Raw genomic sequence first — 18,097 nt, 5'->3', positions numbered from 1 at the left:
ATTTATTCAAAAAAACTACCAAAAATATATATGTATTTAAAAAGTGAATATGATAATATAATGTTGTAATATTTTGAATAGAAAGAAATAAGTAGTTGCTTATATTTTGTTTGTTTTTTGCGCAGGAATCTTTTATAATCTTTTATGCGAACATAAGTTCTGTTTTTCGAAAAAGAAGTTTATGTGAAATGGAGAGGGTGTTTTATGTATCCTGAAGTCATTAAAAAGATGGCATTTTCAAAAGAGCATAGAGATTTATTATTGAAGCTATATAATAAAGAAATTACACGTCGTGAATATGATCGACTTGTACAATCGCTATATAAACCTTCTAAAGAGGTTTGTGGGGGATAGAAATGGGGGAGACAATCTAATAGATTGTCTTTTTTAAATTTATGTATGTTCTGATAAAATTAAGGTTAGCCTTACTAGGGAGGTGAAAAGATTGCGGAAACGTTTATATATAGGGATTGGAGTTATCTTCTTAATCGCTCTAGGTGGAATTGTATTTTGGTCAGCTTTACAAGGAAACCGTACAGAAAATTTTATTTTAAGACATATGGTGAATGAAAATGGAACGCTTGCCACGTATCGTTTAGTAGATACTAAGGCAGGTACGGGTGAAGCGAAGGGACGTGAAGCTTTATCAGAATCGGCGGGATTATGGTTACAATATACACTTGATAAAGATGACCAGGCGTTATTTGATGAGCAAGTAAAGGTTATTCAAGATAATTTCGTATATAAGAATCATATCGTTTTATGGAAACTCTCTGAAAAGGGAGAGAGGCAGTCAGCTACAAATGCACTTATAGATGATCTTCGTATTATAGAACAATTATATCGTGCTTATGAAATGTATAAGGAAGAGCGTTATAAAAACCTTGCCGATCAATTAAGTGATGCTGTACTTCGTTATAATAAAAAAGATAATTATTATGTTGATTATTATGATGCAGATGCAGGGAAACAAAATAATTTTGTAACAACATCATACATAAATCCGCGTGCATTCTCTTATATGAAGAAGTACGGTAAAGTTTCTGCTCAGCAATATCAGGAAATCGTTCAATTTTTAGCAGATTATCCAAGGCACGGCTGGGCATTCCCAAAAGAATATAAAGAAGATGGTACATTTACGTACGATAAAGAAGTGAATCTTATTGACCAATCATACGTTGCATATCATCGAAGTTTAGGTGGTCTTTCATCAGCTGCTTATTTGGAATTTATAAAGAAGAGATTCCAGGAGGATGGAAAGCTATACGGTCGTTACAATTTAGAAACGGGAAAACAAACTGTGAATTATGAATCGCCAGCCGCGTATGGACTAACGATTTTGTACGTACTACAAACAGGTGATACAAAGTTTGCGAAGGAATTGTATGATCATATGTCCACATTCCGAAATGACAACGTATTTAGTAGATATTATGGTGGATATGTAACAGGTCAAAATAATAATACGCATATTTTTGATAATGTACTACCACTTTTAGCTGAAATGGAATTAAAAAAGAGTGACCAATAAAAGGTGCCACCATATGAGGGTGGCACCTTTTATTGGTTGATATAATTTTGCGTCCTAATATTAGAGAAGTAGTCAATCACGAATTCACGGAATTGCTGAGCTGTTTTTGATAAGTATCGTTTTTTTGACCAACTTAATCCGATGGTTCGCTTACAAGCGGGTTCAATAATACGCAACTTGTTTGCTGCTAAAGTAGAGTTTTTTAATAAAGTTAAATTTGGAACAAAAGCGATGCCGAGACCTTGCTTAATGAGGTCGCTAATCACTGTCGGTTCATCTACTTCAAAAGCAATATGCGGAGTGAAACCAGCTTCTTTACAAAATTCATCCGTTAAGTGCCGAAATCCATAGCCAGTATTCATACTAATAAACGGTTCGTCTTTTACTTCATGCAGGTGGATACTTTCGCGGTTTGATAACCGATGGCCTGAAGGAACGACTAAGAAAATTTCTTCTGTAATAAGTGGTTCCCAAACAATTTCTTCTCCTTCAACTGGTACAGAGGAAAGACAAAAGTCAATTTCCATATTTTCCAGTTGTCGTTTCATAGAAGGAGTAGACGCAAGAAATTGCTGGAATCGAACATTAGGATGTTCTCGTAAAAAAGAACCTAGTAGTTCTGGTAATATTCTTGGAATAGAAACGGCCATTGTAATAGAGCCTTGTTGTAATTCGGCTAAATCTTTAATTTCTCGTTCCCCTTCACTTAATTCATGAAAAATACGTTCTACCCGTTTTAAAAATACTTTTCCGAAAGAATTTAAAGTAATCTGTCGGCCTTGGCGATCAAATAAAGGGACGCCTAAATCCTTTTCGAGTCTAGCGATTGTTTTGCTGAGTGAAGGTTGCGCGATATGCAATTCTTCAGCTGCCTTTGTCATATGTTCTAGTCGTGCAACTGTCTGAAAGTATTTTAACTGGAGCAGTTCCATTTCGAATCTCCTTTCTATAGACCAAAAGGAATGAATTGATAATTAAAGATGTATTATACAGTATGAAAAGTGACGTGTATAGTAAATCTGTTAAACCATTGTAATGGTGTGAAATTAGGAGAAGGAGTATGTTTCATGAAAGGAATTCAACTTATATTTAAAGATTGGAAAGCGATGTGGCACCATAAACATGGACGTATCGCTTTAATTTTTTTATTAATCGTTCCGTTAATTTATTCAGGATTCTTCTTAGCTGGATATTGGGATCCGTACGGAAAATTAGATAAATTACCTGTTGCAGTTGTGAATTTAGATAAGGGTGCTGTGATGGATGAAAAAACAATTCATGCAGGAGACGATTTTGTTAAAAATTTAAAAGAGAATAAGGAACTGGCTTTTCATTTCGTATCAGAAAAAAATGCTGATGAAGGGTTAAAAGAAGATAAATATTATATGGTTGTTACGATTCCAGAGAATTTCTCTAAAAAGGTAAGTACACTTATGGATGAGAAACCAGAGCCAGCAAAGTTACAGTACAAAGTAAATCCAGGTAAAAACTTTGTAGCAGCTCAAATTGGAACGACAGCTGTTGAAAATATGAAAACAAAAATCTCAAATAGTATTACGAAATCTTATACAGAGGGTGTCTTTTCAAAGTTTCAAGATTTGGCACAAGGATTGAGTGATGCAAGTAATGGGGCTGAGAAGTTACATGAAGGAACGACCGATGCAAAAAATGGAGCGAATCAGCTTGCGGATGGTATTGATCGTTTAAGTGATGGGACATCGAAATTGAAAGAGGGAAGTGAAAAGCTTGCATCCAGTCAATCTGCTTTAACCGGGGGGGCAAATGAGCTGAGTCAAGGAGTGACATCACTTCATAGTGGTATGGAGTTATTAGCACAAGGTGAAAAAACGTTACAATCAGGAGTTAGTGAATTAAGTGCTGGTACAAATGAATGGGTGAGTGGAAGTGAGAAGCTTGCTGAAGGCCAAGTAAAAGCGGATGGTGCAGCTAATAGTGTAAAACAACAATTAGAAGAGTACGTGAAAAATCATCCAGAAGTGCAGCAAGATCCCGCTTTTCAAAAAATTGTTGCTACGTCTAATGGACTAGCTAAAGCAACAAGTACTTTAAATAATAGCCAACAACAATTGACACAAGGTGCGAAGAAGCTTACTGAGGGTCAACATAAGATTGAAGAAGGCATGAATACATTCGGAGTTAAGTTAAATGAAGCTACTGCTGGAACGAAAAAGGTAGCAGATGGTGCATCGAATTTAGCTGATGGATTTACGAAGTGGGGAAATGGATTTACAACAGTACAAGAAGGTGTAAATCAGCTTGCGAGTGGTGGAACGGAGCTGAATAACGGTGCTAGTAAATTAACAAATGGACTTGTTAAACTTGATGATGGTGCGAAAGAACTTTCTACGAAATTGGGAGAGGGCGCAGAGAAGATAGCGGATGTCCGTAATGATGATGCACGCAATACGATGTTCTCAGAGCCAGTTCAGTTAGTGAAGTCAACAGTTTCTGACGTTCCTAACTACGGTTCAGGCATTGCACCATATTTCTTATCACTTGCATTTTATGTTGGCGGAATTATGGCATCGAATATTTTACCTCTTGGCCGCAGACAAAATATGAAGGTAAGCGGAACGGTACATTTTATTAATAAATTAGGATTGGTATATTTAATTGGACTTATTCAAGCGCTACTCGTAGATGTAGTTGTGCTAGGTGTTATGAAACTAGAAGTTGCCAGTGTGCCACTTTTTGTTTTATCAAGTATTGTTATTTCCTTTACGTTCATGACATTTATTCTTATGTTAGTAACAGTATTTGGTCTTGTTGGAAAGTTCTTAGCGGTAACGCTTCTTGTCCTGCAATTAGCGACGAGTGGAGGTACTTTCCCAGGAGAATTAAACATAGCTGTGCTTAGCAAAATTGGACAGTTTCTCCCAATGTCCCATTCTCTTAGAGGATTACAAGATGTTATCTCTTTAGGAGATTGGTCGCAATTACAAATGCAAATTTTAATATTGTTATGTTATCTCGTTGTTGCCGGTGGAATTGCTTGGATCACGAGCCATATACAGCATAAAGAAACGAATGCAGAACAAGTTTCTTAAAATGAAATAAGCTATCCGATTTTTTCGGATAGCTTATTTTTTATTTACGTTCCATTACTGCAAAGTAATTATTTTCATTATCAGCAAAGTTGAATGCTCTACCAGTAGGTAAATCTACAACCTGTCCAACTGTGACATTTTTCTCTGAAAGATCTTTATATAGACGGTCTAAGTCATTTGAGAAGAACATAAGTGAAGGAGTACCTAAGTTTAATTCAGGTTGCATCTTCGCGATTAACGCTTTATCGTGAAGGACGATGCTTGTTCCTGCTTCTTTCGCCGGCGCAATTTCAATCCAGCGGAATCCGTTTCCGTTATTTTCTTCCGCAATGATTTGGAACCCTACTTTTTCTGTCCAAAATTGTACTGTTTCGTCTTGGTTATTTACATATAGCATAATTTGTCCAACTTGATTAATCATAGGTGTCTCTCGCTTTCTTTTTATATGCGTATCATTATATCAAATATATGGCTTGAATAGTTTTTTATGATTTTTTCGGAATACAACCTTCGTCCATTTCATCTTTGTTGTAGGAGAAGGCCCTGTAATCCAAGTATGAAATGGTATTGTGCTACAAATGACCATTGTTGAAATAGAGATAATAGCCGTTAACACAAATAGTAATAGGCTATATAATATAGTATTTTCTTGCAGTGTGAATAAAGAAAGAAACTTTGTGCATAGTTGCAAGAAGAATAAGTGAGCTAAATAAGCACCATACGTGTAATTTCCAATGAAACGTAACGTTTTATATAAGAAACCACGACGCTGTACTATCATAATAGATAACACATACAGTATGATAATTTCGCATACGATATATAAAAACATAGATGGTTTTAAATAGGTAGAAACAGTTAAATGAATAGAGTTTGCTCCGTGAAAACTAAACAACTCATAATTGATGAATAAAAATAAGATGAAAAATAATATTGTTATAAGCGGGATATGTTTCATGACGAATAGACGCCAAGTTTTTAGTGCTACAGCGGCAATGCCACCCATAACGAAATAGAATGAGTAGAATAGAAATGATCGATCTGTATAATGTAAAATTGTTGAACTTGTTAATTTTTCTCCATTAAAAATATAGTGAGAAGAGAACCACATTAATAGAAAATATAGGCACGCGAAAAAGGTCATATATTTATATATGTCTTTTTTATTTTCTGTTCGTTTTTGAAACCAATAAAAAAGTGTGCATAGTAAAGGGAACAATAAGTGAATTTGGAACATCATAATAACGTACCAAAGATGGGGCGCGGCTGTTCCGAGTAATAAACTTTTTATTCCACTTTGTAATGTAATAAGATCGTTTGTTGTTAATAGGTAAAGAATAGACCAAAAGAAATAAGGAATGAGTAAGTGTGTCGCTTTTTCAGAAATATATTCTTTATATACTAATTGCTTCGTATAGTGCCGAATTAAGTGAAATCCAACGATAAATATGAATGCTGGTGCTGAGAATTTTGCAAGGTTGAATAGCATGCCCATAATGAGAGATTGCTCAAGTAAGACATTTCCTTGATTCATTGTATATAATAAGGAACTTTGCAAAACAACAGCGAGAAATGCAATGCTTTGCAAAACTTTAAATTCTGGTGCGCTTTGAGTCATTATTTCCATCTCCTTTTCCATACATGATTATAGTACGGAGAATGGATAATGGATGTGGAATATTTGTGAAGATTGTAACAAATTTGTGGCGAGAGGAGATATCAACTTATTAACAAATAACGACAAAAAGAGGATGCTCTAAATGAGCATCCTCTTTCTATCTATTAAGCAAATTTGTTTTTGATCCAATTCTTACCTTCTACAAGGCGAGCTGTCATTACCGCACAAGCGTTATCTGCTGTTACGTTTAACATCGTTGCAGGTGGATCAATGATTGTACTAATTGCTGCAATAATTGGCAATGCTTCTGGCGGGAAACCGTATAGAGATACGATTAACATTTCACCAATCATACCACCGCCTGGAATAGCACCCATTACTGTTCCTACTAATAAAGAAACAACAAGTGCGATTGCTAATGTTTTCGGTCCTTCGAATTCCATGTTGAAAATACCGAATAAGAAAGCAATTTTTAATACGCCGCCTAAAACAGATCCATCTTTATGAAGTGTAGATCCAAGAAGGACAACTGTTTCACGAACGTCTGAAGAAATACCCATTTTCTTCGTTGCTTCTAAGTTCGCTGGAATACTTGCGGCACTACTACAAGTTGCAAGTGATGTAACTGTAGGAGAGACCATGTTCTTCCAAAATACTTGTACACCTTGTTTGCGACCTGCAAGGTATGCATAGAACGTGAAGAATACAAAGAAGTAGATAAGAGAAGCTGGATAGTATACCATTGCTGCTCGGAAGTAAGTTCCAAGAAGTTGTGGTCCGAATTCACCAACTAATGCTGCGAAGTAAGCAGCAAGTCCGATTGGAGCGTAGTACATAATGAAAGATACAACTTTCATTGAAATTTCTGCACCAGCTTGTAGGAATGTAGCGAATGGCTTTCCTTTTTCGCCAACTGCTGAAGTTGCAATCCCCATTAAGATAGAGAAGAAAATAAGAGCTAACATATTTTCACGAGATAGTAACTTCGAGAAGTCAGATACTGTTAAAATACCGACGATTTGATCTGCAACACTAACAGCTTTGCCGGCTTTGTCAGGTTGTGTTAGTTCTAGTACAACACCTTGTGCTGGCGGGAATACTTTCACGACGATAATCATAAAAATAGCAGCTAAAATACTTGTAAATAAGAAAGTCCCAGCCATACTAGACATAATTTTACCGAAACGTTTTAATCCATCCATATTAGCAATAGACGATGCGATGCTAAAGAACACTAGAGGTACAACAATCGTAAACATTAAGTTTAAGAAAATATCACCAAGCGGCTTTAAAGCAACTGCATCGGCACCCATGAAATAACCAATGAAACCACCAATTAGGATAGAAGATAATAAAATAAGTGGAAAGCGATATGCCTTCATAAATATATCCTCCTATCAATTAAAAAATCATACTGAATCATTATAGCGAGTTAGAGTCCTCTTTACTAGGAGAATACGGATAAATGGAATAGCGTGAAAACCAAGAAATTTTTGTTTTTAAGCTCGGCATACAGCAGGAAATCTAGACATATATATTTGTAACCTAGTGGTGGCAAGGGATGCACCATAACTTAGGTTTAGAAAAAGGGGGAGGGAAGCGGAATGAATATTTTGCTTTGCTGTGCAGCGGGAATGTCTTCCAGTTTGATTGTTACAAAGATGGAGAAAGCAGCAGAGGCAAGAGGGATAGAAGTGAAAATCTGGGCAGTATCAGGTTCTGAAGTGAATAGTCATATTGATAAAGCTGATGTCCTTTTACTTGGACCGCAAGTACGTTATTTATTACCGAAAATGAAAGAATTATGTAAGGAGAAAGGGGTACCTGTTGATGTTATTCAATCCGTCCATTACGGACTTTGTAATGGAGAAGCTATCTTGCAAGCAGCTTTGTCAATGAAACCATGAGGAGAGTGGGATAGATGATACGGTTTTTAGAGAAGTATGTGATGCCGGTGGCAGGGAAGGTTGCAGAGCAGAGGCATTTACAAGCAATTCGAGATGGAATTATTTTAACGATGCCTTTCTTAATTATTGGATCGTTTTTCCTCATTATTAGTGCACTGCCGATACCGGGATATAACGAGTTTATGGCAGGTTTGTTTGGTGAGAATTGGCAGAGAGCTTTAGGGTATCCAGTTAGTGCAACTTTTAATATAATGGCTTTAATAGCTGTTTTTGGAATCGCTTACAGGCTTGGAGAGTATTATAAAGTGGATGCTTTAGCATCCGGGGCATTGTCGCTTGTGACGTTTTTACTTGCGACTCCATTTCAAGTTGCATATATTATACCAAGTACAAAAGAGAGTGTACTTGTAGAAGGCGCTATCCCAGCTGCATTAATGGGAAGCCAAGGGTTATTTGTAGCAATGATTATTGCACTTATATCTACTGAACTTTATCGGTTTATTGTACAAAAAAAGATAATTATAAGGATGCCAGAGACAGTTCCACCAGCTGTCACGCGTTCATTTGCGGCACTTGTTCCAGGTTTTATTGTTGTAACAGTTATTTGGATTTTACGCTTAATTATAGAAAATACTTCTTTTGGCAGTATCCATAATATTGTAGGACAAATTTTACAGGAACCACTTAGTGTACTTGGTGCTAGTCTTTGGGGCGCAATAATAGCAGTTATTCTCGTTCATGTTCTTTGGTCGTGTGGAATTCATGGTGCTACTATTGTTGGTGGTGTAATGAGCCCTGTTTGGTTGTCGTTAATGGATCAAAATCGAGTTGCTTTTCAAGCTGGGCAAGATGTACCAAATACCATTACGGCACAGTTTTTTGACTTATGGATTTATATGGGCGGTTCTGGTGCAACGCTGGCTCTAGTTGTCGGAATGTTACTATTTGCACGAAGTCAACAATTAAAAAGTTTAGGGAGATTGTCAATCGCGCCTGGTATATTTAACATTAATGAGATGGTAACTTTTGGTATGCCAATTGTAATGAACCCAATTTTATTAATTCCATTTATATTGGTTCCAGTTGTGTTAACAATTGTTTCTTACTTTGCAATGGAATGGGGATGGGTCGCACGTCCGAGTGGGGCGGCTGTACCTTGGACGACACCTATTCTTTTCAGTGGATATTTAGGATCGGGTGGGAAAATTTCAGGTGTTGTTTTACAACTCGTCAACTTTGCGCTTGCATTCTTCATTTATTTACCGTTCTTAAAAATATGGGATAAACAAAAAGTAGCAGAAGAAAAGGGGGAGTAAAGAAGTAAAATGGATACGATAGAGACGAAAGCTTTTCATTTAATTTTGCATGGAGGAAACGCGAGAAGTTGTTCAATGGAAGCAATTGATTGTGCGAAGCGTGGGGAGTTTACAGAAGCAGAAGCTAAATTACAAGAAGCGCTAGAGGAATTAAAAGAGGCGCACCGTGTACAAACGGAGCTTATACAGAAAGAGGCTGGTGGCGAAAAGACCGAAGTTACTCTTTTAATGGTACACGCGCAAGATCATTTAATGAATGCAATTACAGTGAAAGAATTAGCGAGTGAGTTTGTAGAGTTATATAGGAAGATGTCGGTGGATGAATGAACCTTGCTTATGCAAGGTTTTTTTATCCCGCATTAACGGGCAGTAAAACTCCCACCTCAAAATGTGGCTGGAGCAAGGAAGTTAGGAGGGAGCTTAACTGTCCGTAAAGGCCCGATTGGTTCAACTAATAATTAGTGGGAGATGAACAAAACCCCCACTAATTAAAGTTTCACTTTATGTATATGCCTGTACCATCAGTGGAATGTTCATCCCACTGATGGTATTTACAATCATCCTTTTTCCGGATGAGTAAGGGTTATAATTAATCGGCAGTAACAATTTCTCCTATACCACGAATTAATCTTTTTATATGCATCCGCTCCGGTTTTAATATATTTACGATATAATCAATCGCAATTTGTGGTTCAACGGTTGTACCGCAAGTATAACAGTCAATAGCTGCAAAATTTTGTTCCGGGTAAGTGTGAATGGAAAGATGGCTTTCTGATAATAACACTAATACAGTAACACCATATGGCTGGAATTCTTTTTTACTTACGTTTAAAACATGGGCACCAGAGCAATCTGCAGCTGTAACTAAATGATATTCTAAAAAGTGCGTATCATCTAGTAGAGAAAAATCTACTCCCCATAAATCTACTATTATATGCTTGCCAAAAGTAGAATATTCCATAGGCAACACTCCTTACTATAATATCGTCAAAACTTCATTTCCTGTTTGTAGCATTGATGTAGGATAAGGTTCGATTCTGAATTTAAAAGAGCGAGGTTGCGTTGTTCTAGATGTTCTTCTTTAAATTGAAATAAAGGGAAAAGAAGAGCAGGCAAGGTTCGAGGAGTTGGTACTACATATAATTGTTCAATTTGATCTAGTACATAGGCAGAATTAGCAGCGATATGAAATCCCCAGTCAGTTCCAAAAGAAGGAACGATTGTATGATAACTTTTCACAGTTAGTCCAGCATGTTCAATTGTATTACCGATGCTCCAGTATACTAGAGGTGCATCAGCAGGTGAATTAGATTGGCAGACGAATGCGCCATCTTCTGTTAAGAATGTAGCTATACAAGCAAAAAGTTCGCTTGTATATAAAGTACTTAACAACTCTGTCGCTGGGTCTGGGAAATCAATAATGATTACATCGTATAAAGAGGAAGGAGAGCTTAAAAACTCTTTTGCATCGCATACGTGTGTATTTACACGATTATCAAAAAATGCACTTTTGTTTAAAGAAACTAATTCTGGAACATTACGAGCCATATCAATCATCGATCCATCTAAGTCAACAAGGTCTACATGTAGTACAGTTTCATATTTTAAAACTTCTCGCAGGGCAAGACCATCGCCACCGCCTAATATGAGAACACGTTTTGGATCAATTACTTTTGACATAATTGGATGTACAAGTGCTTCATGATAAATTTGCTCATCGACGGAGCTGAATTGTAGTTGCTTGTCCAAGTATAAGCGAATATCGTTTACTTGGACTAAATTAATATTTTGATAATTACTCTTTTCTTTAAATAAATTTGTATGTTCACCAGCTTGTATTTCCTTTAGAGAAATTTCATCCCACACATCTAAGTTGTGTGAATCTGTGGGTACTATAATTACATTTTCTGATTGTACTTGTTTATCCTGTTCATCTTGTTTGTCTTGTGTATCGTGCTTGTCCTGCTGTTCTAGTTCAAATTTGTCAGAGTCTACTTCAGAACGCTTGTCTTTTTTATAGCTTTTTATTCTATAAATCTTTATTTTGCTTTGTTTTCTATGTTTTGGCATAGGAATCTCCTTTCGAATTGTGTTATTTTACTCTATTCTATGTAATCTAGTAGAATTTGCTTGGACAATAGATAGAAGAGTGTGTTCAAGAGCATGTTGTTTTTTTACTAGATTCTACGATAAAAGATTTTTTTAGTGTTTTTTTATGTTAAGCATAACTAGACAACTAAACACTAATCTATTTTCATACAGTTATGTGTTAAAAGCGTGTTGTTTTATAACACACTGTGTGTTTTTTGAGTAACACACTAATTGAAAGCGTTAACACACAAAGAAAACAGTCGAAAAAGTGCTGATTTTAGTGGTTTTAAAAAGTTGGCACGCTAATTGCATTAATAAATAGCGTAAAGAAAAATAAATAAAACATAAATTTTTTATACTACACAAGGGGGATTTTCAAATGAATATTTTATTATGTTGCTCAGCAGGGATGTCTACAAGTTTACTAGTTACAAAAATGGAAGCGGCTGCAAAAGCTCGCGGTCTAGAAGGAAAGATTTGGGCTGTATCTGGGGATGCAGTAAAAACAAATATCGATCAAGCAGATGTATTATTACTAGGACCACAAGTTCGTTACATGCTTTCTTCAATGAAAACGCTTGCTGACGAGAGAAACGTTGGAATCGACGTTATCAATCCAATGCACTACGGCATGATGAATGGAGAAGCAGTTTTAGATCACGCATTAACACTTAAAAAATAATTAGGGGGGAAGTAAAATGCAAAAGTTTATTGCATTTATGGAGAAGTACATGGTTCCGATTGCTGGTAAAATCGGATCGCAACGTCACTTAGCTGCGATCCGAGATGGATTTATTGCAGTTATGCCACTTATTTTAGTTGGTTCGATGGCAGTACTAGTTAATGGTTTACCAATTCCAGCATTCCAAAATTTTATGAAAGATTTATTCGGTGAAACTTGGACACAAATTGGTGCTGGTATGTGGACAGGGTCCTTCGGGGTATTAGCTCTGATGGTGGCGGTTACCATAAGTTATAACTTAGCAAAATCTTACGGTGTTGATGGATTGTCAGCAGGTATTATTTCGTTTGGTGCATTAATTATTCTTACACCAACAACACCAAAAGAAGCTGGAATAAATATGCTTTGGACAGGCGCACAGGGTTTGTTCGTTTCACTTATTGTCTCCATACTCGTAACGGAGATATTCCGCTTCTTTGTTCAAAGAAACATTACAATTAAAATGCCTGACGGTGTACCACCAGCAGTAATGAAATCTTTCGCTGCTTTAGTTCCAGCATTTGTGATTTTAACAGGTATTGCAAGTATTCAATTAGCAGTAAAACTAGCAGGTACAAGTGTTCATGAGTATATCTTTAATACATTACAAGTTCCATTACAAGGTTTAGCGGGTACGTTACCAAGTGCAATCTTTATTGCGTTATTAGTACATGTACTTTGGTTCTTCGGTTTACATGGTCCAAATATTGTTGGTGGTATTATTGAGCCACTTTATTTACCAGCATTAGAGAAAAATATTAAGTTATTCCAAGATGGTACATCTGCATTTGATGTTCCAAACATTATTACAAAACCATTCTTTGATACTTTCGTATATCTTGGTGGTTCTGGTGCAACATTAGCGTTTTTAGTAGTTGTATTAATTGTAGCGAAAAGTGCACAATTACGCGGTGTATCTCGTCTATCAATTGGACCTGGTGCATTTAACATTAACGAACCAGTAATCTTTGGTACACCAATCGTATTAAATCCAATTTTATTCATCCCGTTCGTATTAACACCTGTTGTGTTAGTTATTACATCTTATACAGCAATTTACTTAGGATGGGTACCAAAAACAGTAGCGATGGTTCCATGGAACGTTCCACCAATTATTAGTGGGTATCTTGTAACAGGTTTACATCCTTCTGGTGCGATTTTACAATTATTCAACTTTGTTGTTGCAATGGCGATTTACTTCCCATTCGTTGTCGCATGCGATCGTTCAGTTATCCGTACTGAGAAAGCAGCACAAGAAAATAACAACTCTGTACCTATGTAACATAGTAATTGTTCTCATAGACAACGATACCTGTGAGAACAATTACCTTTATATCATGTTCAAAAAGATGAAAAACATCTATATGAACACTAAACTATCATTAATAAATTCATACTTTAATAGACATGTTCAAACTGAAGGGGTATTTAAATCGGTTGAACCTTATAGAGAGGGCGGTAATTATGATGACTACAGCAGAACAAATTCCATTCCAATTGATTTTAAATAGTGGTAACGCACGAAGCTTTGCGATGGAGGCACTTCAATTTGCCAAACAGGGGAAAATGGTAGAAGCAGATGAAGCGATGGTAAAGGCGAAAGAAGCGATTAATGAAGCGCATCATTTCCAAACAGAGCTCATACAATCAGAAGCAAGAGGAGAAAAAACAGAGGTTAGTGTTCTTTTAATTCACGCACAAGATCATTTAATGAATGCGATTACAGTGAAAGAATTAGCAGCAGAGTTTATCGATCTTTATAAAAAGCTTGAAGCGAAAGGGGAATAAAGCATGACTGGAATTAAAATTGCTACAATCGGCGGTGGATCTAGTTATACACCAGAGTTAATTGAAGGATTTATTAAACGTTATGATGAGCTTCCTGTTCGTGAAATTTGGTTAGTAGATATTGAGGCAGGAAAAGAAAAGTTAGAAATCGTTGGTAACTTAGCGAAACGTATGGTGAAAAAATCTGGTTTACCAATCGAGGTACATTTAACACTTGATCGCCGTGAGGCATTAAAAGATGCAGACTTCGTAACAACACAACTTCGCGTTGGTTTATTAGAAGCACGTGCAAAAGATGAAGCAATCCCATTAAAATATGATGTAATCGGTCAGGAAACGAATGGTCCTGGTGGTTTATTCAAAGCACTGAGAACGATTCCTGTTATTTTAGATATTTGTAAAGATATGGAGGAGCTTTGTCCGAATGCATGGCTAATTAACTTTGCGAACCCAGCTGGTATGGTAACAGAAGCTGTCCTTCGTTATACAAATATTCAAAGAGTAGTTGGTCTATGTAACGTTCCAATCGGAATCCGCATGGGTCTTGCAAGATTACTTGAAGTAGATGCAAGTCGTGTCCACGTTGATTTTGCAGGTTTAAATCATATGGTATACGGACTAGATGTATACTTAGATGGCGTAAGTGTAATGGATCGTGTGTTAGAGCTTGTAACAGATCCGGAAAAGCAAATTACGATGGAAAATATCGCAGCGCTTAACTGGGAGCCAGACTTTATTCGCGGCCTTCGTGCAATTCCATGTCCATATCATCGTTATTACTACAAAACACGTGAAATGTTAGAAGAAGAAAAAGAAGCTTCTGTTGAAAAAGGTACACGTGCAGAAGTAGTAAAACAATTAGAAAATGATTTATTTGAGTTATATAAAGACCCGAATTTAGATATTAAACCACCACAATTAGAAAAACGTGGCGGCGCTTATTATAGTGACGCAGCATGTAGCTTAATTACGTCTATTTACAACAATAAAGGTGATATCCAGCCTGTTAATACACGAAACAATGGAACAATTGCAAGCTTACCAGATGATTCTGCTGTTGAAGTGAACTGTATTATTACGAAAGAAGGTCCAAAACCAATTGCGGTCGGAGATCTTCCAGTACCAGTTCGCGGTTTAGTACAGCAAATTAAATCATTTGAGCGCACAACAATTGAAGCTGCTGTTACAGGTGATTATCATAAAGCGCTGCTTGCTATGACAATTAACCCACTTGTACCATCAGATACAGTTGCAAAACAAATTTTAGATGAAATGTTGGAAGCACATAAAGAATATCTTCCGCAGTTCTTCAAAAAGGTAGAGAAGTAAAAGCGGCGCTATTTAGCCCGCTTTTTTTATTCTATCCCACTTTAATGGGCAGTAAGACCACTACCTCAAAATTCAGCGAAAACAAAGAAATTAGGTGGGGGATCAACTGCCCATAAAAGTCCGATTGGTTCAACTAATAATCAGTGGGGGGGAGAAACCCCCCCACTGATTAAAGTTTCACTTTATTAGGAGGTATTACGATGATTAAGTTAATTGTAAACGCAGATGATTTCGGTCTTACAGAAGGTACAAATTACGGCATTATTGATGGGCATATAAACGGACTTGTAAATTCAACGACGATGATGATGAATATGCCAGGAACAGAGCATGCGGTACGCTTAGCCAAAGAGTATGAAACGCTAGGAGTAGGAGTACATCTTGTATTAACGGCAGGAGAACCACTTCTTGGAGACGTACCATCACTTGTAAGTAGCGATGGATTGTTTCATAAACAAGGTGTCGTAAGGGAAGGAAATATAAATCCAGAAGAAGTTGAGAGAGAGTGGACTGCTCAAATTGAGAAATTCCTATCTTACGGATTAACACCAACTCATTTAGATAGTCATCATCATGTGCATGGTTTACCGATTTTACATGATGTTCTTGAGAGATTAGCGGCTACATATAATGTTCCGATTCGTCGTTGTGAGGAAGATAGAGCGGTGCGCCCATTTTCTGATGTGTTTTACAGTGACTTTTATGCGGATGGTGTGACGGAAGATTACTTTGTGAAGTTAAAAGAAAGAGTACAAGGTGAACAAACGGTAGAAATTATGGTTCATCCAGCTTATATTGATCCAGAGCTTGTGAAGCGTTCTTCTTACGTAATGGATCGTGTGAAGGAATTGCGTATTTTAACAGAGAGCGAATTACCAGAAGGAATAGAGCTTGTGAAGTTTTAATAGAAAAACGACGGCTACATCATGCCGTCGTTTTTTATTTATAAAATGGATAGAGCATATCCGCCAAATGCCCCGAGTATAACGATAACCCAAGGTGGTGTTTTCCAAAAAGCGAGCAAGCAAAATAGAAGAGATGCAAAAACAAAATCTACAGCGTTCATAATTGTGCTTGTCCAAATAGGATCATAAAAAGCTGCTAGTAAAATACCGACAACAGCTGCATTGACTCCAAGTAGTGCGCCTTGTATGAATGATATTTTTCTCACGCTGTTCCAAAATGGTACAACACCAATAACGAGTAAGAAAGCAGGGAAGAAAATTGCAATTGTTGCGAGTAATGCCCCAAGCGTCCCGTTTAACACTGCTCCTATATAAGAGGCGAATGTAAACAGTGGTCCTGGTACTGCTTGTGTTAATCCGTATCCAGCTAGGAACTGTTCTTTCGTCATCATTCCGTTTTGTACGAACTCACCTTCAAGAAGAGGCAGCACGACATGTCCTCCTCCAAATACAAGTGCGCCAGAGCGATAGAAACTATCAAATAAAGCGATGTAATAAGAGAACGGTCTTAATATTGGTAGCAGTAGTAATAGTCCAAAGAATAAGACGAGACAAGAAACTGCTATCTTTTTTGAAATAGGTACTTTTATATTTTGAGATTGGCTAATTGGTTGGTTGCGATATAAAAACCAGCCGATAAAGCCACATATTATGATGAGGGTGACTTGTGTCCAACTACTTGGCCATAATAAGGCGATTGCGGCAGTTACAATCGCAATCGTTGCACGATTTCGATCTGGAGTTAACTTCCGCGCCATTCCCCATATGGCATGAGCGACAATAGCGACTGCTACAAGTTTTAGTCCATGAATCCAGCCAGCACTTCCAAGATCGAACTGATTAAGGAATGAGGCGAAGAAAACCAAAACAAGCACAGACGGTAAAGTGAATCCAATCCATGAAATAATAGCTCCTAATAGCCCGCCCCGTAATAATCCAACCCCCATACCGACTTGACTGCTGGCAGGACCGGGAAGGAATTGACATAGTGCTACTAAATCTCCATAGCTTCGTTCATCCATCCATTTTCTTTTTTGCACGTATTCGTGGTGGAAATAGCCGAGATGAGCGACAGGACCGCCGAATGAAGTAAGTCCTAATTTAAATGAGACGAGAAAAATCTCTAATAATGTATGAAAAGTGTATTTGTTAGTTTTCAATGGAACCTCCTATAATGTTTTTCTATGTGCATTATACAAGAGACTTTCAATCTACAGGAACAATTACAATGTAAAGATTTTGTGAATCTTTTCTTTGTAATTAAAATTGAAAAAGTCATAAATGATTATGTCTAAACCATAAAGTAGTAGAAGTAGTGCTGGGAAATTTATATAAGGAGAATGCCTTATGACAACACATTTCTTTGCCAGGTTAACAGGTAAGAGGGAAGTGCCTCCTGTAAATACAGAAGCTTTTGGGGTAGCAGAGTTTATTTTTAGTGATGATTTAACGAAATTGCATTACAGAGTCATACTAAAAAATATAGAAAAGGTTACATCGTGTCAAATTCATTTAGGGAAGTCTACTCAAATTGGTCCTGTTGTTTTATATTTGTATGGTCCACTGGAGCAAGGTATTAGCTTGAACGAGGGAAGCATTACTGGTGTAGTGAATGTGGAGGATTTTGAGGGACCTTTACAAGGGAAATCATTTGTACATTTACTTCAAGAAATTATTCAAGCAAACGTATATGTTAATGTCCATACGAAATCACAAAAAAGAGGAGAAATAAGAGGGCGAGTTAGAAAAGTAAAGAAATAGAG

At 36.9% G+C, this 18,097-nt stretch carries 19 protein-coding genes; 12 read left to right on the top strand and 7 right to left on the bottom strand.

Going from position 1 to position 18,097, the window contains the following annotated elements; all coding sequences use genetic code 11:
• The first annotated feature begins 204 nt into the window (after positions 1-204).
• Positions 205-354, top strand: coding sequence for a hypothetical protein (locus tag AC0ONG_RS24840; protein WP_000283180.1), 150 nt, complete (start codon positions 205-207; stop codon positions 352-354).
• Positions 355-445: 91 nt separating this feature from the next.
• The gene (locus AC0ONG_RS24835) at positions 446-1,531 is read left to right on the top strand and encodes a hypothetical protein (protein ID WP_016099290.1); all 1,086 of its coding nucleotides are present in this window, start codon (positions 446-448) and stop codon (positions 1,529-1,531) included.
• Between the two features lie 29 nt (positions 1,532-1,560).
• Here AC0ONG_RS24835 and AC0ONG_RS24830 read toward each other — a convergent pair whose 3' ends face one another.
• Positions 1,561-2,463, bottom strand: coding sequence for a LysR family transcriptional regulator (locus tag AC0ONG_RS24830; protein WP_000421919.1), 903 nt, complete (start codon positions 2,461-2,463; stop codon positions 1,561-1,563).
• A gap of 135 nt (positions 2,464-2,598) precedes the next feature.
• On the opposite strand from AC0ONG_RS24830, the gene AC0ONG_RS24825 reads away from it, so the two are divergent.
• Complete coding sequence (locus AC0ONG_RS24825) at positions 2,599-4,599, top strand: YhgE/Pip domain-containing protein (protein WP_000676322.1); 2,001 nt, start codon at positions 2,599-2,601, stop codon at positions 4,597-4,599.
• Positions 4,600-4,639: 40 nt separating this feature from the next.
• Here AC0ONG_RS24825 and AC0ONG_RS24820 read toward each other — a convergent pair whose 3' ends face one another.
• The 3 genes from AC0ONG_RS24820 to AC0ONG_RS24810 all read right to left on the bottom strand — a co-directional run bounded on the left by AC0ONG_RS24820 (position 4,640) and on the right by AC0ONG_RS24810 (position 7,599).
• Positions 4,640-5,020, bottom strand: coding sequence for a VOC family protein (locus tag AC0ONG_RS24820; RefSeq protein WP_000610157.1), 381 nt, complete (start codon positions 5,018-5,020; stop codon positions 4,640-4,642).
• A 39-nt stretch (positions 5,021-5,059) separates the two neighbouring features.
• Complete coding sequence (locus AC0ONG_RS24815; protein ID WP_000194339.1) at positions 5,060-6,217, bottom strand: acyltransferase; 1,158 nt, start codon at positions 6,215-6,217, stop codon at positions 5,060-5,062.
• A gap of 164 nt (positions 6,218-6,381) precedes the next feature.
• Positions 6,382-7,599 carry a dicarboxylate/amino acid:cation symporter gene (locus tag AC0ONG_RS24810; protein ID WP_000649376.1) on the bottom strand — a complete coding sequence of 406 codons (1,218 nt, stop codon included), beginning with the start codon at positions 7,597-7,599 and terminating at the stop codon, positions 6,382-6,384.
• A gap of 222 nt (positions 7,600-7,821) precedes the next feature.
• Here AC0ONG_RS24810 and AC0ONG_RS24805 point away from each other — a divergent pair, with 222 nt between their 5' ends.
• From AC0ONG_RS24805 to AC0ONG_RS24795, 3 genes are read left to right on the top strand one after another with little or no spacing between them, the layout of a single operon-like run.
• Entirely contained in the window at positions 7,822-8,124 is a 303-nt protein-coding gene (locus AC0ONG_RS24805; RefSeq protein ID WP_001023546.1) for a PTS sugar transporter subunit IIB, read from the top strand.
• A 14-nt stretch (positions 8,125-8,138) separates the two neighbouring features.
• On the top strand, positions 8,139-9,440 hold the full coding sequence (gene celB, locus AC0ONG_RS24800) for a PTS cellobiose transporter subunit IIC (protein WP_000617790.1): 1,302 nt from the start codon (positions 8,139-8,141) through the stop codon (positions 9,438-9,440).
• A gap of 9 nt (positions 9,441-9,449) precedes the next feature.
• Positions 9,450-9,767, top strand: coding sequence for a PTS sugar transporter subunit IIA (locus AC0ONG_RS24795; protein ID WP_000379645.1), 318 nt, complete (start codon positions 9,450-9,452; stop codon positions 9,765-9,767).
• 262 nt (positions 9,768-10,029) lie between these two features.
• On the opposite strand, the gene speD is transcribed toward AC0ONG_RS24795, so the two are convergent.
• Positions 10,030-10,401, bottom strand: coding sequence for an adenosylmethionine decarboxylase (speD, locus tag AC0ONG_RS24790; protein ID WP_000456838.1), 372 nt, complete (start codon positions 10,399-10,401; stop codon positions 10,030-10,032).
• Between the two features lie 26 nt (positions 10,402-10,427).
• On the bottom strand, positions 10,428-11,510 hold the full coding sequence (locus AC0ONG_RS24785) for a polyamine aminopropyltransferase (protein WP_001123949.1): 1,083 nt from the start codon (positions 11,508-11,510) through the stop codon (positions 10,428-10,430).
• Positions 11,511-11,910: 400 nt separating this feature from the next.
• Here AC0ONG_RS24785 and AC0ONG_RS24780 point away from each other — a divergent pair, with 400 nt between their 5' ends.
• The 5 genes from AC0ONG_RS24780 (at position 11,911) to chbG (ending at position 16,274) form a co-directional block, all read left to right on the top strand.
• Positions 11,911-12,213 (top strand): PTS sugar transporter subunit IIB, encoded by a 303-nt coding sequence (locus tag AC0ONG_RS24780; protein WP_001023569.1) that lies wholly within the window; start codon positions 11,911-11,913, stop codon positions 12,211-12,213.
• 16 nt (positions 12,214-12,229) lie between these two features.
• The gene (gene celB / locus AC0ONG_RS24775; RefSeq protein WP_001168857.1) at positions 12,230-13,534 is read left to right on the top strand and encodes a PTS cellobiose transporter subunit IIC; all 1,305 of its coding nucleotides are present in this window, start codon (positions 12,230-12,232) and stop codon (positions 13,532-13,534) included.
• A 182-nt stretch (positions 13,535-13,716) separates the two neighbouring features.
• Complete coding sequence (locus tag AC0ONG_RS24770) at positions 13,717-14,040, top strand: PTS lactose/cellobiose transporter subunit IIA (RefSeq protein ID WP_000989059.1); 324 nt, start codon at positions 13,717-13,719, stop codon at positions 14,038-14,040.
• A 3-nt stretch (positions 14,041-14,043) separates the two neighbouring features.
• Positions 14,044-15,369: a 6-phospho-beta-glucosidase gene (gene celF / locus AC0ONG_RS24765; protein ID WP_000145760.1), complete on the top strand. Its 1,326-nt coding sequence runs from the start codon at positions 14,044-14,046 to the stop codon at positions 15,367-15,369.
• A gap of 200 nt (positions 15,370-15,569) precedes the next feature.
• Positions 15,570-16,274 (top strand): chitin disaccharide deacetylase, encoded by a 705-nt coding sequence (chbG, locus tag AC0ONG_RS24760; RefSeq protein WP_000593462.1) that lies wholly within the window; start codon positions 15,570-15,572, stop codon positions 16,272-16,274.
• Between the two features lie 38 nt (positions 16,275-16,312).
• Here the strand turns inward: chbG and AC0ONG_RS24755 are convergent, their stop codons facing one another.
• Positions 16,313-17,494, bottom strand: coding sequence for a chromate transporter (locus tag AC0ONG_RS24755; RefSeq protein ID WP_136996569.1), 1,182 nt, complete (start codon positions 17,492-17,494; stop codon positions 16,313-16,315).
• 187 nt (positions 17,495-17,681) lie between these two features.
• On the opposite strand from AC0ONG_RS24755, the gene exsM reads away from it, so the two are divergent.
• Entirely contained in the window at positions 17,682-18,095 is a 414-nt protein-coding gene (gene exsM, locus AC0ONG_RS24750) for an exosporium regulatory protein ExsM (RefSeq protein ID WP_000207046.1), read from the top strand.
• Positions 18,096-18,097: the final 2 nt, after the last annotated feature.

It is taken from the genome of Bacillus sp. TCT6 (assembly GCF_056033845.1).
The sequence above is the reverse complement of the archived record's forward strand: the minus strand, read 5'-3'. Positions and strand labels throughout refer to the sequence as shown.

What these genes read in the sequence shown, in the direction of transcription:
- AC0ONG_RS24785 (WP_001123949.1), bottom strand. Translation starts at nt 11,510, where the DNA reads ATGCCAAAACATAGAAAACAAAGCAAAATAAAGATTTATAGAATAAAA.
- AC0ONG_RS24810 (WP_000649376.1), bottom strand. Translation starts at nt 7,599, where the DNA reads ATGAAGGCATATCGCTTTCCACTTATTTTATTATCTTCTATCCTAATT.
- celB (WP_000617790.1), top strand. Translation starts at nt 8,139, where the DNA reads ATGATACGGTTTTTAGAGAAGTATGTGATGCCGGTGGCAGGGAAGGTT.
- AC0ONG_RS24840 (WP_000283180.1), top strand. Translation starts at nt 205, where the DNA reads ATGTATCCTGAAGTCATTAAAAAGATGGCATTTTCAAAAGAGCATAGA.
- celB (WP_001168857.1), top strand. Translation starts at nt 12,230, where the DNA reads ATGCAAAAGTTTATTGCATTTATGGAGAAGTACATGGTTCCGATTGCT.
- celF (WP_000145760.1), top strand. Translation starts at nt 14,044, where the DNA reads ATGACTGGAATTAAAATTGCTACAATCGGCGGTGGATCTAGTTATACA.
- AC0ONG_RS24825 (WP_000676322.1), top strand. Translation starts at nt 2,599, where the DNA reads ATGAAAGGAATTCAACTTATATTTAAAGATTGGAAAGCGATGTGGCAC.
- AC0ONG_RS24830 (WP_000421919.1), bottom strand. Translation starts at nt 2,463, where the DNA reads ATGGAACTGCTCCAGTTAAAATACTTTCAGACAGTTGCACGACTAGAA.
- AC0ONG_RS24770 (WP_000989059.1), top strand. Translation starts at nt 13,717, where the DNA reads ATGATGACTACAGCAGAACAAATTCCATTCCAATTGATTTTAAATAGT.
- AC0ONG_RS24815 (WP_000194339.1), bottom strand. Translation starts at nt 6,217, where the DNA reads ATGACTCAAAGCGCACCAGAATTTAAAGTTTTGCAAAGCATTGCATTT.
- exsM (WP_000207046.1), top strand. Translation starts at nt 17,682, where the DNA reads ATGACAACACATTTCTTTGCCAGGTTAACAGGTAAGAGGGAAGTGCCT.
- chbG (WP_000593462.1), top strand. Translation starts at nt 15,570, where the DNA reads ATGATTAAGTTAATTGTAAACGCAGATGATTTCGGTCTTACAGAAGGT.
- AC0ONG_RS24795 (WP_000379645.1), top strand. Translation starts at nt 9,450, where the DNA reads ATGGATACGATAGAGACGAAAGCTTTTCATTTAATTTTGCATGGAGGA.
- AC0ONG_RS24820 (WP_000610157.1), bottom strand. Translation starts at nt 5,020, where the DNA reads ATGATTAATCAAGTTGGACAAATTATGCTATATGTAAATAACCAAGAC.
- AC0ONG_RS24805 (WP_001023546.1), top strand. Translation starts at nt 7,822, where the DNA reads ATGAATATTTTGCTTTGCTGTGCAGCGGGAATGTCTTCCAGTTTGATT.
- AC0ONG_RS24780 (WP_001023569.1), top strand. Translation starts at nt 11,911, where the DNA reads ATGAATATTTTATTATGTTGCTCAGCAGGGATGTCTACAAGTTTACTA.
- speD (WP_000456838.1), bottom strand. Translation starts at nt 10,401, where the DNA reads ATGGAATATTCTACTTTTGGCAAGCATATAATAGTAGATTTATGGGGA.